This is a genomic window from Rhodanobacter sp. G2-10 (assembly GCF_055809185.1).
In genome coordinates this window covers 2,587,060-2,600,793 of sequence record NZ_CM147900.1, presented here as the reverse complement: position 1 = coordinate 2,600,793, position 13,734 = coordinate 2,587,060, and the positions used below count along the sequence as shown (strand labels likewise).

Genomic DNA, 13,734 nt, shown 5'->3' with positions numbered 1-13,734 from the left:
GAACTCGTTGAGGAACTTTCACGACGTAAAACTTCTGACAGGTGACATTTCACCGACACCAGAGCGCCAAAATTTGGCCTCCTTATTGCACTTGGTTCATCAGGCCAGCGACGGATCGTCGGCACGGATGAAACAGCGGCCTCACCGGACGTGGGGACCGAGCCAAAAGTTGCGGTACGGAGAATGAGATGCAGAAGTTTGACTTCCTGGTGATCGAATCGGACGAGGCACGTGTCAACGCGGTGATGTCGGCGCTCCAGTTCCTGGGCTACCACCCGCAGCACGGCGCAAGTTGCGATGACACCAGTGAATCCACCCATGCCTGGCGTGGGCTTTACGTGGGTCATGTCGAGAACGATGCCGAGGCGGAGCGCCAGCTTTCCATGCTCGGTGCCAGCGCCGCGCATATCCCCCTGCTGCTGGCCGAGGACTCTTCCTGGCGTCAGCGCTTGAGTGCCCCGAAATCGCCGTTCGCCGAGCGCGTGGCCCCGCTGAGCTTCCCGCTCAGTTACGAAAAGCTGACCGAAGCCATGCGCAACGTCTATGCGCGGCTGCTGGGTGATCAGGGCGGCGCTCTGCGCTTTGTCGGCAATTCCGCGCCCATGGTTCGCGTCAACGGCTTGATCCGCCAGGTGGCGCCGTTCGATTCGAGCGTGCTGGTGTTGGGTGAGTCCGGTACCGGCAAGGAAATGGTTGCCCGCGCCATTCATGAAAACTCGCCGCGTCGCGACAAGCCGTTCGTGGCGATCAACTGCGGCGCGATCCCCGCCGAACTGCTCGAAAGCGAACTGTTCGGCCACGAGAAGGGGGCCTTCACTGGCGCGATCAGTGCGCGCAAGGGCCGTTTCGAGATGGCCGAGGGCGGCACCCTGTTCCTGGACGAGATCGGCGACATGAGCTTGCCGATGCAGGTGAAGCTGCTGCGCGTGCTGCAGGAGCGCGCCTACGAGCGTGTCGGCGGCAACAAGACCCAGCGTTGCGACGTGCGCATCATCGCCGCTACCCATCGCAACCTGGAGCAGTCGATCGCCGAGGACCGTTTCCGCGAAGACCTGTATTACCGCCTCAGCGTGTTCCCGCTGGAGCTGCCCTCGCTGCGCGAGCGGCTGGAAGATCTGCCGACCCTGATCTCCGAATTCAACCTGCGCCTGGCGCGCCGCGGACTGGGCGCGGTGCGCTTCAGCACCAGCGCGATGCAGTCACTGCGCGCGCATGCCTGGCCCGGCAACGTGCGCGAGCTGTCCAATCTGGTCGAGCGGATGGCGATCCTGTTCCCGCACGGCGAGGTCCGCAGCAGCGACCTGCCGGCAAAGTATCGCGGTCACGCAGTCTCCGACGACGTCAACGGTGCGGCCTTGCTGGCGATGATGGCCGAAGAGCCGCCGATGACCGAGGCCGTCGCGCAACACGCGGTTCAGTCCGAGCGCCTGTTGCCGGAAGATGGCCTGGACCTGAAGGATCACCTGGCCGACATCGAGGTCGGGTTGATCCGTCAGGCGCTTGACGCCACCGGCGGCGTGGTGGCCCATGCCGCACGCCTGCTGCACATGCAGCGCACCACCCTGGTGGAGAAGCTGCGCAAGTACGGCTTGCAGAACAGCATGGCGGCTTAGAAGGCCGGGATTGGGGATTCGGTACTTGCTACGAGGTACCCCAAAGGCCGTCGCCAACCATGCCCGACCCCAACAAGTCCCAGGCACCGAACACCGAACACCAAAAAGTTCTGGCACGCGTAATGCATCCACCCTCAAGCAAACCCGTCACGTGCCGGGATTCCGTCACCAAGGAAGCACCGAGATGAGCTCCATCGACGTCAACAACCTGCTGTCACAGATGCGCCAGATGAGCGCCCAGGTCCGCCCCCTGGATGCCGCGCCAAAGGCTGCGCCGATCGGTGCGCCACAGGCCGGAGGACAGGCAGACTTTTCCTCCTTGCTCAAGCAGTCGATTTCAGCCGTGGGACGCAGCCAGATGGAAGCGGGCCGCATGGCCGCGAGTTTCGAGCGTGGTGATCCGGGTGCGGATCTCGGCCGCACGATGATCGCGGTGCAGAAGGCCGATCTCTCGCTGCGCACCATGGTGGAAGTACGCAACAAGATGGTCGATGCGTACAAGGACATCATGAACATGCCGGTCTGACGTTTCGCGCATAGACCCCATTCCGCCTTCATCACAAGAGCAACACCATGGCAGACAACGCCATCGCGGCCACCGACAACACGGAAGGTGCGCGACCGGACCCCTTCAAGCAGATAGCCCGCAGCCCGGCCACGCGCCAGATCCTGCTGCTGGTCGGCATTGCCGCCGCGGTGGCGTTCGGCGTGGCGGTGGTGTTGTGGTCGCGCGGGCCGAACTATGGCCTGTTGTATGCCGGGCTGGATCAGAAGGATGCCGCCGCTGTGGCGCAGGAGCTGCAAGGCTCCAACACGCCGTTCCAGTTGAGCAGTGATGGCTCCTCGATCATGGCGCCCGCCGCCGACCTGGCCGCCTTGCGCCTCAAGCTGGCTGCCAAGGGCCTGCCCCAGGGCAGCGCGGGCAGCAGCGTGCTGCCGGGCAACGATTCTCCCTTTGGCATGAGCGACCTGGCCGAACGGACTCGCTACCAGCAATTGCTGGAGTCGGACCTCAGTTCCACCATCAGCGGTTTGCAGTCGATCCGCGCCGCCCGCGTGCATCTGGCGATGCCCAAGCCCTCGGCCTTCATTCGTGACAACCGCGAAGCCAGCGCCTCGGTGCTGGTCACGCTGTACCAGGGGCGGCAACTGGATGCTGGCCAGGTCGCCGCGATCGTGCACCTGGTCGCTTCCAGCGTGCCGGGGCTCGACGCCCGCCAGGTTTCCGTCATCGATCAGCAGGGGCAATTGCTGACCACCGACCCGAGCAGCCCCGCTGCGGTGGGGGACGACCGCATGCGGATGGCCACGCGCATCGAAAACACCTATGCACAACGCATCGAGGAATTGCTGACGCCGTTGGTCGGCCCGGGCCGCGTGCGTGCGCAGGTCTACGCCGATCTCGACTTCAGCAAGTCGGAAAAGGCCACCGAAACATTCGGACACGATCATCCGGCGCTGCGCAGCGAGCAGACTAGCAGCGAACGGCGTGGCGGCGGCGCGGCAGCGGGCGGCGTGCCCGGCGCCCTCAGCAATCAGCCCCCCACCATGGTGGCGCAGCCGACGGCGGCCAATCCCGATGCCGGCAAGGCCAATGGCAAGCCGAGTCCCACCAGCAACACCGCTACCACCGCGGATGCCGGTGGTGACGTGTCGAGCAGCGCCACCCGCAACTACGAGCTCGATCGCACCATCAGTCATGTGAGCGACCCGGCCGGGCGCCTGGCGCGCCTGACCGTCGCCGTGGTGCTGGACAACAAGCTGGTGGACAAGGGGCCGGCCACTGCCGGCAGCTCCAGCACGCCAGCGAATGCCACGAGCGTGCCGTTCACTGCGGAGGAACTGCAGCGCCTGACCGAGTTGACCAAGAACGCGGTTGGCTTCGATGCCGCGCGAGGTGACAGCGTCACCGTGGTGAATCAGCCCTTCCATCGTCCGGCGGCGCTCGACGCTCCGCCCGAGCGCCCGCTGTGGGAGCAGCCGGGTGTGATGGACCTGATCAAGCAGGGCATTGGCGTGCTGATCGCCTTGCTGGTGGCCTTTGGCCTGTTGCGGCCACTGTTGAAGGGCGTCACCCGCAGCGAGGCCACGGCGAAAGCCTTGCCGGCGCCCATGCCGAAGATATCGGTGAAGGTGGATGACGACGCATCGGCCGACGCGCCGGCAAAACTTTCCCACGCCGCTCCCACACTCGAATACGAACAGCGCATCGGGCAGGCGCGCCAGATGGTCGGCGAAAACTCCAAACAGGTAGCGCAGGTCGTGAAGAACTGGGTGAACGCAGATGGCAACTAATCGAGCCGAAGCACCGGTCAGCGGTGCCCAGCGTGCGGCAATCCTCCTGCTCACCCTGGGTGAGCAGGATGCGGCCGAGGTACTCAAGCATCTCAGCGCGCGCGACGTGCAGACGATAGGCACCGCCATGGCAGCCCTTTCCAGCGTGTCGCGCGAGCATGTCCAGCAAGTGCTGGACAAGCTCGACGAAGACATGGGCCGGCAGACGTCGCTGGGCGTCGGTACCGAGGAATACATCCGCAAGATCCTGGTCAATGCGCTGGGTGAGAGCAAGGCAGGTGGGCTGATCGACCGCATTCTGCTGGGCCGCAGCAGCAAGGGCCTGGAATCGCTGAAGTGGATGGAAAGCCGCGCGATCGCCGAGATGGTCAGCAACGAGCACCCACAGATCATCGCCCTGGTGCTGGCGCACCTCGATCCGGACCAGGCTGCCGAAGTGATCGGCTACCTGCCGCCGCGCGTGCGTTCGGACGCGGTGATGCGCATTGCCACGCTTGACGGCGTGCAGCCGCATGCATTGAACGAACTGGATGAAGTCATGGAGCGGCAGTTCTCGGGCAGTTCCAACAAGTTGAAATCCGCCAATGTGGGCGGCATCAAGGCCGCCGCCGACATTCTCAATGCGATGGAAGGCAGCCGCGAGAGCGAGTTGATTGCCGCGATCCGCAGTCAGGACGAGTCGCTGGGCGAGAAGATCGAGGAGCTGATGTTCGTGTTCGAGGACCTCGTCGGTCTGGACGATCGCGGCATGCAGACCCTGCTGCGCGAAGTGCCGTCGGCCACCCTGATCACGGCCTTGAAGGGCGCCGAACCGGATATCCGCGAGAAGATCTTCGCCAACATGTCCAAGCGTGCGGCCGACATGATGCGCGACGACCTGGAGGTGAAGGGTCCGGTGCGCTTGAGTGAGGTCGACGCCGCCCAGAAGGAAGTGCTTGGTATCGCCCGCAAGCTGTCCGACGCGGGCCAGCTCAGCCTGGCCGGCGGCGGGGATGAATACGTCTGATGACCAGCGTGTTCCACAGCATGGACGACGACTTCCAGCGTTGGGAGATGCCCGACGTAGGCATCCATGACGGCAGGTCGGATGCTGCCAACGCCATGGCGCAGCCCACCGTGCACGAACTGGAGGCGTTGGAGCAGCAGGCTCGCGACGAAGGCTATGCCGCCGGCATGGCCCAGGGCTTGGCCGAAAGCCGGGCAAAGGCAGAGCAGCAACTGGGCGAGCGCATGGCCGAGCTGGACGCGCTCTACCGGGCTGCGGCGCAACCGCTGCAGTTGCTGGATGACCAGGCGGCCGACGAATTGGCGCAGCTGGCGCTGGTGGTGGCGCGACGGGTGGTCATGCACGAGCTGAAAGCCACGCCCGCGTTGATTGCCAACGTGGTGCGCAAGGCCGCCGACGCGCTGCCCATGGCCACGCGCGAGCTGCGCGTGCATCTGCATCCTGATGACCTGGCCCTGGTGCAGGAGCTGGGCAGCGCCGATCGGCACTGGCTGCTGCTTGCCGATGCCAGCCTGGAACGCGGTGGCTGCCGCCTGGAGAGCGAACGGTCACGCCTGGATGCGCGCGTGGAAACTCGCCTGGCCGCCGTGATCGATGCCGTGCTTGGCGACGAATCCGCCCGCGACGGGGAGGATGCATGAATCCCGAATTGACCGATCAGGCGCGCAACGCCCGCTGGCGCGACCAGTTTGCGGCCAGTCGCACGCGTGCCGGGCAGGCTCATGTCCTGTCGGTGGAAGGCAGCCTGCGTCGGGTCGTGGGCCTCACGCTGGAGGCGGAAGGTTGCGAAGCGGCGCTCGGCGCGCGCTGCCTGGTGGATACCGCCGACGGCGCCACCCTCGATACGGAAGTGGTCGGCTTTGCCGATGAACGCCTGCTGCTGATGCCGGTGGGCGACATGCATGGCGTCCTGCCCAACGCACGCGTGCGACCGTGTGCGCGGACGGGCGGTCTGCCGGTGGGCACGGCCCTGCTTGGTCGCGTGATCGGCGCCGACGGGACGCCGCTGGATGGCCTGGGTCCGCTGGATTCGAACGAACACGCCGCACTAAAGTGCGCACCGATCAACCCGATGGCACGCAAGCCGATCGATGCGCCGCTCGACGTCGGCGTGCGCGCCATCAATGCCTTGCTCACCGTCGGTCGCGGCCAGCGATTGGGACTGTTCGCCGGTTCCGGCGTGGGCAAGTCGACCTTGCTCGGCATGATGACGCGCTACACCAACGCGGACGTGGTCGTGGTCGGCCTGATCGGCGAGCGTGGCCGCGAGGTGAAGGAGTTCGTCGAGCAGACCCTGGGCGAGGAGGGTCGTCGTCGCGCCGTGATCGTGGCCGCGCCGGCCGACGCGCCGCCGCTCAAGCGACTGCGCGGCGCGCAGTACGCCACCGCCATTGCCGAATGGTTTCGCGACCGCGGCCAGCGCGTGTTGTTGCTGATGGATTCGCTGACCCGTTACGCCCAGGCACAGCGCGAGATTGCGCTGGCCATTGGCGAGCCACCGGCGACCAAGGGCTATCCGCCGTCGGTGTTCGCGATGATGCCGGCACTGGTCGAGCGTGCCGGCAATGATGCCGAGGGTCGTGGTTCGATCACCGCCTTCTACACCGTGCTGACCGAAGGCGACGATTACCGCCATGACCCGATTGCCGACGCCTCGCGCGCCATCCTGGACGGCCACATCGTGCTGTCGCGTGATCTGGCCGAGGCCGGACACTACCCCGCCATCGACATCGAGGCTTCGATCAGCCGCGTGATGCCCGCCGTGGCGATGCGCGAACACATGCGCTCTGCACAGCGCTTCCGCCAGATCTACTCCGCCTACCGCCAGCAGCGCGATCTGATCGCGGTGGGTGCCTACCAGAAAGGTTCCGACCCGCAAGTGGACCTGGCCATCGAAATGTGGCCGCAACTGCGCGCCTTCCTGCAGCAGGAAGTGGATGAACCGATGACCCTCGACCAGGCGATTGCCAGCCTGGCCGAACTTGCCGAACAGGTGAACGCATGAATTCGCGAGCCAGCCGACTGCAACCTGCCGTGGATCAGGCCAAACAGCGCAGCGAGGACGCCCTGGCCCAATTCGCATCGCAGCAGCAGGTGCTGACCAAGGCCGAGCACCAGCTGAGCGAGCTGCGTCGCTACCGCGAGGAATATGCCAGCACCGGTGATGCACTGCCCAGCGTGAGCGCCATGCTCAACCGGCAGAGCTTCATCCAGCGTATCGACCAGGCGATCGCGCAGCAGACCACCGAGATCGCGCGCCACCAGCGGCAGCTCGAAAAGGCGCGCGAGCAATGGAAACACAACCATGCGCGCGAATGCGCGCTGGACAGCGTTGTTGCCCAGCATCTCGAAACCGAACGCCGCGCGGAAGAGCGCCACGAGCAGTCCGAGATCGACGAACGCTTCCAGCACCGGCGGTCCTCATGACGGACGTCGCCGGAGATCCCATGAACAGGCACACCTGTCCCCGCGTGCACCAGAGCTGCAGCGCACGCTCGTTCCTTGCAGGAGTTTTCATGCCATGACCGCCCACGCCGTCGGCACACCCTCTGCCGTCCCCGTATCGCCGAAAGGTGCGCCCAACACGCCTGCGCAGGGAGCGGCTGCGGGGTTCGAGCAGCAACTGCATGCCGCGCGTCAACGCGGTGGATCGGCGTCGCGGGAACAGGGCGCCGCCACCCAGCCGCATCCGCAGCGAGACGCGGACCCTCGTCCTGATCGTCGGAGCGATATGTCGCCGACGAGGCCAGACTCACGTCCTTCGGACAGCAGTGCAGGCCGATCGGACAAGGGTCGGGTCGGCGCTTCCGGCGCGACTGCGGCGGCATCGACGGAAACCTCCAAACCCGCCGTTGCGGCCGACGCGCAGGTGCCACCGGCCTCGAGTACGTCAGCACCATCAGTGGTGGAGGCCATCACGGATACTGCGCCGGGAGAAGCCGAGCCTGTGGCCAAGGATGGCGACGGCAACGAACAGGGCGCGGCCGCACTGGTTGGCGCGATGCTGGCCCTGATCGGTCCGGCGGCGGGCAAGGTTCTGGCGCCTGCTGCTGCCGCTTCACCGGCGCATTCGGGCGATCCCGTCGCTGCCGCGGCCGGAGCCCCCATGCTGCTGCAGGTCGGTGATGCCGCCGCGATGGCGGTGACCACCAGCATCGCCAGCACCGCCATGCCGGCCCAGCTGCTCGCTGCCGACGGCCTGTCGCTCAGCCCGAAAAGTGTGCGCGACCCGGTCCGCACCGACGCGGCGTCGGCGCTGATCTTGTCGGCGCCGCCAGCGGCCGCGCATACGGCGCCGGTCAGCGTACCGGTCGCGGCTCCGGCCGGCAGTCATGCTTTCGCGCAGGAGCTGGGCCAGCAGATGAGCTGGTTCGTCGGCCAGGACGTCAAGCACGCGCGCATCCGGCTGCACCCCGAGGAGCTCGGTTCGCTCGACTTGAAGATCAGCGTGAACCACGGACGGGTCGACGTCGTGTTTCATGCACAACATCCCGGTGCAGTCACCGCCGTGCAGCAAAGTCTCCCGCAGCTGGACCAGATGCTGGCGCAGCACGGGCTCTCGCTGGGCAATACCGAAGTAGGGCAGCATGATCGCGGCGAACATGCCGGCAACGGTAGTCATGGCGACGGTGTGGCCGAGATCGACGAGGTCCAGGGCCCGGGTTTGACCACGCCAGTGAGCCGGCTGGGCCTGCTCGATGCGTTTGCGTGACAAGGACCGTCTGGCGCGCCGGAACGACCTGATCCGCAGCGAATCATCGCGCTGAACGCCGTCGCTTTCCCCGCGACGCGGGGGAAGCTGCCCGAAGGGCTGATGGGGGCGCTCTTGTCATGCCCGGAATACATCACAGCGCCCACTTCCGCCTTCGGCATCTTCCCGCCGCTCCGATCCGCGGATCGGCGTCGGCATGACGACACTTCCGCCGACCTGGTGCTGATGGCGTCGCGTCGCCGTACCGGCGCGCGTCAAGAAAGCGCCACCGGGTCGGGCGCAGATCTTTGACGGATACGCAACGCATTGAAATAACGAAATATATTTTGATGGCACGCGGATTGCTTTATTCGCTTGTGCCATCGCTGGCGCTTCCATTTCATTCAACCCAACAAGAGGTTTCCATGGACAACGACGAGCAGCCTGAAGTGGCAGAGGAATTGCCGGCAAAGCGCCGCTTTCCCATGAAGATGGTTGTCGTTCTGATCGTGTTGGCAGTCCTGGGTGGCGGCGGCTACTTCTGGATGTCGGGCCATGCAGGCGCAGCCAAGGCGGACAAGGCGAAGGTGACCGAGGCCAGCAAGCCGGAGATCTATCTCCCGCTGGAGCCGGCCTTCGTGGTGACGTTTCGTGACGGCGATGCGCTGCGCTACCTGCAGGTGGGCATCACCTTGATGGCGCACGATCAAAAGGCGATCGACGTGGCCAAGGAGGCCAATCCGGTCGTGCGTGACGGCTTGGTGTCATTGTTCAGCGATCAGAAATTTGACGTCATCAGCGAGGCGGCCGGTCGCGAGAAGTTGCAGGCAGATGCGCTTGCCAGCGTGCGCGAGATCGTGAAGAAGCGACTCGGCCGGCCCGGCATAGACGCCTTGTACTTCACCAGTTTCGTGATTCAGTAACCGGGGTCCGCGCGCATGAGCGATCTGCTTTCCCAGGATGAAATCGACGCGTTGATGGATGGCGTCACCGGTGGCGCGGTTGCCACCGGCAATGACGAACCGTTGCCGAGCGATGCCGTCGTCCCGTTCGACTTTACCCAGCAGGACCGCATCGTCCGCGGTCGTCTTCCGACCCTGGAGATGGTCAACGACCGCTTCGCCCGATTCTTCCGCACCGCACTGTTCGGCGTGCTGCGCAAGACCTGCGAAGTGTCCGTGCTGGGCGTGAAGATGGTGAAATTTGCCGAGTACGTGCATGGGCTATCGCTGCCGAGCAACCTGAACCTGGTTCGGATCAAGCCGTTGCGCGGCACTGCGCTGGTGGTATTCGAGCCGCGCCTGGTGTTCACCGTCATCGACAATTTCTTCGGCGGCGACGGGCGCTTTCACGCGCGCATCGAGGGCCGCGATTTCACGGCGACCGAGAATCGGGTGATCCAGATCATGCTGACTGAGCTGTTCGGCGCGATGCATGAAGCATGGGCGCCGGTGCTCGGGCTGGACTTCGAGTACCTCAGTTCCGAGATCAACCCCCAGTTCGCCAACATCGTGAGCCCGACCGAAACCGTGGTGGTGTCGCGCTTCCACGTGGAGCTCGATGGCGGCGGCGGGGAAGTGAACCTGACCATGCCCTACGCGATGGTCGAGCCGATCCGCACGCTGCTCGACGCCGGCGTGCAGAGCGACCGGATGGATCGCGACGACCGTTTTGCCGAGATGCTGCAAGAGGAAGTGCTTGACGCCGAGGTGGACCTCAGTTCGCTGCTGCTGGAAACACGCCTCAGCCTTGGCGAGTTCCTGCACTTGCGACCCGGCGACGTGATTCCGGTGCAGTTGCCCGAGATGGCGCTCGTCTACGCCGAGGATGTTCCGGTGTTCCGCGGGCGCTATGGCCGCTCCAATGGCCGCAACGCCATACGTTTCCATGCCCAGACGGGTCGCCGCGAAAGAGCTGCGATCAAAGATCAAATCAAACAGAAGAGCCCAGCATGAACGAGACCACAGACACAGCAGTTGCCGACGCCGGCGAGCGCGTCCAGTTCGATGCCTTGCAAGGCGCGGCGACGGATGGCGGCGACGTCAACCTCGACATGATCCTGGATGTGCCGGTAACCCTGGCGATGGAAGTCGGGCGTACCCGCATCAGCATCCGCAACCTGCTGCAGCTCAACCAGGGTTCGGTGGTGGAGCTGGATCGCGCCGCGGGCGAGCCCCTGGATGTATTCGTCAACGGCACCCTGGTCGCGCATGGCGAGGTGGTGGTGATCAACGAGAAGTTCGGCATCCGCCTGACCGACGTGATCAGCCCTGCCGAGCGGGTGCGAAAGCTGCGCTGATGAGCACCATGGGCCTTATCCTCGCTGCCGCGCCAGCGGCCGCACCCGAGTTCAACGCGGCGGGCGAGCTGGCGCGAGTCATTCTCAGCCTGGTCGGCATCATCGCGATGATCCTCGTGGCCGGCTGGATGACCCGGCGCATGCAGCGCCGCGGGCCAGGCGGCGGCAGTCGCCGGATTCGTTGCGTGGAGTCGTTCGCGGTGGGCACGCGCGAGCGTTTGCTGCTGCTCGATGCCGATGGCAAGCGCATGTTGATCGGGATGGGCCCTGGCGGCATGCGCACCTTGCATGTCTACGAAGGCGCGGCACCCGACGATGCGGAGAATCCGCAGACCACGGGCACGGCCAAGCCGGTATTCGCGGACATGCTGGCACGCCTGAGGGCGCGCACATGAAGCACTGGCGCTGGATACTCGCGGCCCTGTTGCTGGTGCTGCCGGCGACCACGCTGGCGGTGACGCCGGGCATTCCGCTGGTGAACGTGCAGCCCGCCGCGGGTGGCGGTCAAAGCTGGACGCTGTCGCTGCAGATGCTGGCGTTGATGACGGCCTTGACCCTGCTGCCGGCCATCGCGCTGATGATGACCTCGTTCACCCGTATCATCATCGTGCTCGGCTTCCTGCGCCAGGCCTTGGGCACGCAATCGACGCCGCCGAACCAGGTGCTGCTCGGCCTGGCCTTGTTCCTGACCCTTTTCGTGATGTCGCCGGTGCTGACGCGCTCGTACCAGGACGGCGTGAAGCCGTACATGGACGGCCAGATCACCGCCGAGCAGGCGTTGCCCGCCGCGTCCGGACCGTTCAAGCAGTTCATGCTCGACCAGACGCGGGAGGCGGATCTGCAGTTGTTCACCCGGTTGGCGAAGGAGAAACCTTATGCCAGCAAGGCGGACGTGCCGTTCAAGGTGGCGATGCCGGCGTTCCTCACCAGTGAGCTGAAGACGGCCTTCCAGATGGGCTTTCTGCTGTTCATCCCGTTCCTGATCATCGATCTGGTGGTGGCCAGCGTGCTGATGTCGATGGGCATGATGATGGTGTCGCCGATGATCATCTCGCTGCCATTCAAGATCATGTTGTTCGTGCTGGTCGATGGGTGGACGTTGTTGCTGGGAACGTTGGCGGGGAGTTTTTACACGTGAATGCGCTCGCGCAAACCACCCGGGCCCTCCATTTTGCGGATGTGCAGGCAAAGAGACTTTGTGGGCCGGCGCTTGCAGCAGCGGGCCACCCTCATCTGCACTTATGGCGTTCGCTGCGCGAACGCAATGCCAGCGCACGTCACCACTCCACCGTCATCCCAGCTTTCGCTGGGACGACGAGCCGGAGAGCGGCAATTCGGCGTCCCCCGCTGCAGCTCCGCGCGTGCGGAGCTTTTCTCTCATCCCTCTTCGCTGCAGCCCACCGTCCCGCCGTCATCCCAGCGAAAGCTGGGATCCAGCGCCTTCGGAGCGCTGTGGAGTCGCTGGGTCCCAGCTTTCGCTGGGACGACGAGCCGGAGAGCGGCAATTCGGCGTCCCCCGCTGCAGCCCGCGCGTGCGGAGCTTTTCTCTCATCCCTCTTCGCTGCAGCTCACCGTCTCACCGTCATCCCAGCGAAAGCTGGGATCCAGTGCCTCGAAGTGCCGTGGAGTCGCTGGGTCCGAGCGTTCGCTGGGGCGACGAGCCGGAAAACGGCAATTCGACGTTTCCCGCACCAGCTTTCCCGCGCGCAGTGCTTTTCTCTCACTCCTCACTCCTCTTCACTCACTCCTCTTCACTCACTCCTCTCCCTTCACTCCTAGCCCGCCATGACCCCTGAATCCATCATGGAAATCGGCCAGCACGCGCTGTATGTCGCGATGATGGTCGCCGCGCCGCTGCTGCTCACTGCCCTGGCGGTGGGCCTGCTGGTAGGTGTGATCCAGGCGGCGACGCAGATCAACGAGATGACGCTCAGCTTTATTCCCAAGCTGATCGCGATGGCGCTGGTGGCGTTGGTCGCCGGCCCGTGGATGCTTCGGCTGCTGGTGCAGTTCACGACACAGCTGATCGAAGGTTTGCCCGGCGCAATCAAATGACAGCGGTGGACCTGGCCTTGCTGCCAGCATGGCTTGGCAGCTTCTTCTGGGCGCTGGGGCGGGTCAGTGGCTTGTTCCTGATCGCGCCGGTGTTCAGCGCCACCGTGATTTCCGCGCGTATCCGCATCGGTCTGGTGGTGGTGGTGACGCTGGTGCTGACTCCGCTGGCACCGGTCACGATCGATCCGATGAGTGGGGCCGGCATCGCCACGATGGCTGGCCAGGTACTGGTGGGTGCGGCGGTGGGGTTTGTGCTGAAGCTGGTGTTCGAGGCGGTGTCCTTCGGCGGCGAACTGGTGGCGCAGAGCATGAGCCTGGGTTTTGCCGAGGTGGTCAATCCGCAGGCGGGCGGCAGTTCCACCGTGCTCAGCCAGTTCTACCTGCTGTTGGTGACCCTGCTGTTTCTGGTGATGAATGGCCACCTGCAACTGATCTCGCTGCTGGCCGACAGCTTCCACAGCCTTCCGCCCGGTACGCCGGCGATCAGCGCGAATGCGTTGCACGCGGTGGTGGCCTTTGGCACCGAACTGTTTGCGGGCGCGGTGCGTGTGGCGCTTCCGGCGATGACCTCCCTGCTGGTGGTGAACATCGGCTTTGCCGCGATCAGTCGGGCGGCGCCGTCGATGAATCTGTTCGCGGTGGGTTTTCCCATCACCGTTTCGCTGGGCTTCATTGCCTTGTGGCTGGCGCTGCGCAGCCTGCCTGGCGCCTTCGAGGCGTTGCAGGGCCATGCGTGGTCGCTGATGCGCGAACTTTTCGGGAGCTGAGATCATGA

15 protein-coding genes are annotated in these 13,734 nt (G+C 65.1%); all 15 read left to right on the top strand.

The features are described from left to right. The first annotated feature begins 188 nt into the window (after positions 1–188). The 15 genes from AC0L58_RS11885 to fliR all read left to right on the top strand — a co-directional run bounded on the left by AC0L58_RS11885 (position 189) and on the right by fliR (position 13,726). Positions 189–1,613 (top strand): sigma-54 dependent transcriptional regulator, encoded by a 1,425-nt coding sequence (locus AC0L58_RS11885; protein WP_473683630.1) that lies wholly within the window; start codon positions 189–191, stop codon positions 1,611–1,613. A gap of 184 nt (positions 1,614–1,797) precedes the next feature. After that, positions 1,798–2,139 carry a flagellar hook-basal body complex protein FliE gene (gene fliE, locus AC0L58_RS11880; protein WP_473683628.1) on the top strand — a complete coding sequence of 114 codons (342 nt, stop codon included), beginning with the start codon at positions 1,798–1,800 and terminating at the stop codon, positions 2,137–2,139. Between the two features lie 47 nt (positions 2,140–2,186). After that, positions 2,187–3,908, top strand: coding sequence for a flagellar basal-body MS-ring/collar protein FliF (gene fliF, locus AC0L58_RS11875; RefSeq protein WP_473683626.1), 1,722 nt, complete (start codon positions 2,187–2,189; stop codon positions 3,906–3,908). Beyond that, complete coding sequence (gene fliG / locus AC0L58_RS11870; protein ID WP_473683624.1) at positions 3,898–4,914, top strand: flagellar motor switch protein FliG; 1,017 nt, start codon at positions 3,898–3,900, stop codon at positions 4,912–4,914. Before fliF ends, fliG begins: the two co-directional genes overlap by 11 nt. Next, the gene (locus tag AC0L58_RS11865) at positions 4,914–5,555 is read left to right on the top strand and encodes a flagellar assembly protein FliH (protein WP_473683622.1); all 642 of its coding nucleotides are present in this window, start codon (positions 4,914–4,916) and stop codon (positions 5,553–5,555) included. The genes fliG and AC0L58_RS11865 overlap by 1 nt, the downstream gene beginning before the upstream one ends. Continuing rightward, positions 5,552–6,919: a flagellar protein export ATPase FliI gene (gene fliI, locus AC0L58_RS11860; protein WP_473683620.1), complete on the top strand. Its 1,368-nt coding sequence runs from the start codon at positions 5,552–5,554 to the stop codon at positions 6,917–6,919. The genes AC0L58_RS11865 and fliI overlap by 4 nt, the downstream gene beginning before the upstream one ends. Beyond that, positions 6,916–7,341: a flagellar export protein FliJ gene (fliJ, locus tag AC0L58_RS11855; RefSeq protein ID WP_473683618.1), complete on the top strand. Its 426-nt coding sequence runs from the start codon at positions 6,916–6,918 to the stop codon at positions 7,339–7,341. The genes fliI and fliJ overlap by 4 nt, the downstream gene beginning before the upstream one ends. Positions 7,342–7,819: 478 nt before the next feature. Further along, positions 7,820–8,626 carry a flagellar hook-length control protein FliK gene (locus AC0L58_RS11850; protein WP_473683616.1) on the top strand — a complete coding sequence of 269 codons (807 nt, stop codon included), beginning with the start codon at positions 7,820–7,822 and terminating at the stop codon, positions 8,624–8,626. A gap of 287 nt (positions 8,627–8,913) precedes the next feature. After that, positions 8,914–9,528: a flagellar basal body-associated FliL family protein gene (locus tag AC0L58_RS11845; protein WP_473683614.1), complete on the top strand. Its 615-nt coding sequence runs from the start codon at positions 8,914–8,916 to the stop codon at positions 9,526–9,528. Positions 9,529–9,543: 15 nt separating this feature from the next. Beyond that, positions 9,544–10,560: a flagellar motor switch protein FliM gene (gene fliM, locus AC0L58_RS11840; protein WP_473683612.1), complete on the top strand. Its 1,017-nt coding sequence runs from the start codon at positions 9,544–9,546 to the stop codon at positions 10,558–10,560. Further along, positions 10,557–10,904, top strand: coding sequence for a flagellar motor switch protein FliN (gene fliN, locus AC0L58_RS11835; protein ID WP_473683610.1), 348 nt, complete (start codon positions 10,557–10,559; stop codon positions 10,902–10,904). The genes fliM and fliN overlap by 4 nt, the downstream gene beginning before the upstream one ends. Continuing rightward, entirely contained in the window at positions 10,904–11,299 is a 396-nt protein-coding gene (locus AC0L58_RS11830) for a FliO/MopB family protein (protein WP_473683608.1), read from the top strand. Before fliN ends, AC0L58_RS11830 begins: the two co-directional genes overlap by 1 nt. Further along, positions 11,296–12,042 carry a flagellar type III secretion system pore protein FliP gene (gene fliP, locus AC0L58_RS11825; RefSeq protein WP_473683606.1) on the top strand — a complete coding sequence of 249 codons (747 nt, stop codon included), beginning with the start codon at positions 11,296–11,298 and terminating at the stop codon, positions 12,040–12,042. Before AC0L58_RS11830 ends, fliP begins: the two co-directional genes overlap by 4 nt. Positions 12,043–12,689: 647 nt before the next feature. Then, entirely contained in the window at positions 12,690–12,959 is a 270-nt protein-coding gene (fliQ, locus tag AC0L58_RS11820; RefSeq protein ID WP_473683604.1) for a flagellar biosynthesis protein FliQ, read from the top strand. After that, positions 12,956–13,726, top strand: coding sequence for a flagellar biosynthetic protein FliR (gene fliR, locus AC0L58_RS11815; protein WP_473683603.1), 771 nt, complete (start codon positions 12,956–12,958; stop codon positions 13,724–13,726). Before fliQ ends, fliR begins: the two co-directional genes overlap by 4 nt. Positions 13,727–13,734: the final 8 nt, after the last annotated feature.

What these genes read in the sequence shown, in the direction of transcription:
- fliQ (WP_473683604.1), top strand. Translation starts at nt 12,690, where the DNA reads ATGACCCCTGAATCCATCATGGAAATCGGCCAGCACGCGCTGTATGTC.
- AC0L58_RS11830 (WP_473683608.1), top strand. Translation starts at nt 10,904, where the DNA reads ATGAGCACCATGGGCCTTATCCTCGCTGCCGCGCCAGCGGCCGCACCC.
- AC0L58_RS11865 (WP_473683622.1), top strand. Translation starts at nt 4,914, where the DNA reads ATGACCAGCGTGTTCCACAGCATGGACGACGACTTCCAGCGTTGGGAG.
- fliJ (WP_473683618.1), top strand. Translation starts at nt 6,916, where the DNA reads ATGAATTCGCGAGCCAGCCGACTGCAACCTGCCGTGGATCAGGCCAAA.
- AC0L58_RS11885 (WP_473683630.1), top strand. Translation starts at nt 189, where the DNA reads ATGCAGAAGTTTGACTTCCTGGTGATCGAATCGGACGAGGCACGTGTC.
- fliN (WP_473683610.1), top strand. Translation starts at nt 10,557, where the DNA reads ATGAACGAGACCACAGACACAGCAGTTGCCGACGCCGGCGAGCGCGTC.
- fliF (WP_473683626.1), top strand. Translation starts at nt 2,187, where the DNA reads ATGGCAGACAACGCCATCGCGGCCACCGACAACACGGAAGGTGCGCGA.
- fliG (WP_473683624.1), top strand. Translation starts at nt 3,898, where the DNA reads ATGGCAACTAATCGAGCCGAAGCACCGGTCAGCGGTGCCCAGCGTGCG.
- fliR (WP_473683603.1), top strand. Translation starts at nt 12,956, where the DNA reads ATGACAGCGGTGGACCTGGCCTTGCTGCCAGCATGGCTTGGCAGCTTC.
- fliP (WP_473683606.1), top strand. Translation starts at nt 11,296, where the DNA reads ATGAAGCACTGGCGCTGGATACTCGCGGCCCTGTTGCTGGTGCTGCCG.
- fliI (WP_473683620.1), top strand. Translation starts at nt 5,552, where the DNA reads ATGAATCCCGAATTGACCGATCAGGCGCGCAACGCCCGCTGGCGCGAC.
- fliM (WP_473683612.1), top strand. Translation starts at nt 9,544, where the DNA reads ATGAGCGATCTGCTTTCCCAGGATGAAATCGACGCGTTGATGGATGGC.
- fliE (WP_473683628.1), top strand. Translation starts at nt 1,798, where the DNA reads ATGAGCTCCATCGACGTCAACAACCTGCTGTCACAGATGCGCCAGATG.